Here is a 1,214-nt window from a genome sequence, read left to right as displayed (position 1 = left end):
AAATTCATTTACATTTTTTGATACAGTATAAGCACTATTTTCTAAGTTAAAAACACACAAAGTATCATTATCTACTATCAATTCTTTTTCAAAATTGAGATTATGAGTTATTCTTGAACTTGTAGCACAAATACCATTAGGAAAGAATCTCATATACTTAAAAGAGCAATTTTCATTGCATTCTATAGATATAGAATCGCAGTAACAAATCTTATAAATTCCATTGAATTTCACAAGAGAATTTTTGCTATAATCCGTATGAGGGTCGTAGCAATAGGAAAAATTCTTGCTTACTCTCTTAGGGATATAATCGGCACAAGAGACAAGTAGTACGCAAGCAATTAATATTTTAAATGTCTTTACTATAATGAATAAGGATTATAATTTCTGTATTACGCTAAAAAATATTAAGCTTACCAATCAGGTTCCCAACCTTCTAAAAGTTCTTTTGGAACATTCCTTTTTATAAAAATATTACCATAGTAATTATGATGTCTTATGTCTATAGAATCATCATATATAAAACCTTTTTTTCTACTAACATACAAGGTAGCATTACCAATAGTTGAGATTTTAATTTTAATTTTATTACCTTCAATATAGTAATACCCCATTTTGGCTTTTTGAGGATTAAAAAAACACCGTTGCAGATTTAAGGTATCTTGTTTAGATATTATAAAAAGACCTAATTTGCCTTTGCTATAGAATTTTAAATAACTTATGTAAGGATAAGAGTCGTTTTCTTTTTTTGTAAAATCGTTTATTTTCTTTTCTAAACTATTGTAAAAATAGTAGCTATCCAATTTATACAATGCCATCGTATCTATTTTACTATAATCAGTATTTTCAGGTAAAGGTCTTATTTTCGTCTTGGTAAGCCATATTCACTTGTCTTTCCTATATACCAACAAGCAGTAGTAGAAACAAATAAAATTAATAATATGATAATTTTTCTTATCATTATGTAAAAGGATTATAAGTTCTAAAGGTTTCCATTTTTTGGAAAAACTATTGTTGATTGTATTTTGCATTGATAGGAGTTAACCTTATACTCTTTTCGCACTCATCTTCATACCTAAAATAGAGAACTCCATCACACACAGCTGTAAGGATTTTCTTTGTTCTTATCCCTCCTTGTGGGTGTCTAAAATATATTTTCATAAATAAATGTTTATTTTTTACATAGAAAAAGCCTCGATAAGATAGTTTAGAAA

The 1,214-nt window shown here is 27.1% G+C and carries 2 protein-coding genes; both read right to left on the bottom strand.

The window, feature by feature from the left end:
• Positions 1 to 413: 413 nt before the first annotated feature.
• Entirely contained in the window at positions 414 to 818 is a 405-nt protein-coding gene (locus tag HMPREF9073_RS11210) for a hypothetical protein (protein ID WP_009413882.1), read from the bottom strand.
• Between the two features lie 190 nt (positions 819 to 1,008).
• Positions 1,009 to 1,214 (bottom strand): hypothetical protein (locus tag HMPREF9073_RS16385; protein WP_009413881.1); only part of this gene is annotated, 206 nt, incomplete at its 5' end.

It is taken from the genome of Capnocytophaga sp. oral taxon 326 str. F0382, assembly GCF_000318295.1.
GTDB lineage: Bacteria > Bacteroidota > Bacteroidia > Flavobacteriales > Flavobacteriaceae > Capnocytophaga > Capnocytophaga periodontitidis.
The sequence above is the reverse complement of the archived record's forward strand: the minus strand, read 5'-3'. Positions and strand labels throughout refer to the sequence as shown.

Coding starts and splice junctions, on each gene's coding strand:
- HMPREF9073_RS11210 (WP_009413882.1), bottom strand. CDS start 818: ATGGCATTGTATAAATTGGATAGCTACTATTTTTACAATAGTTTAGAA.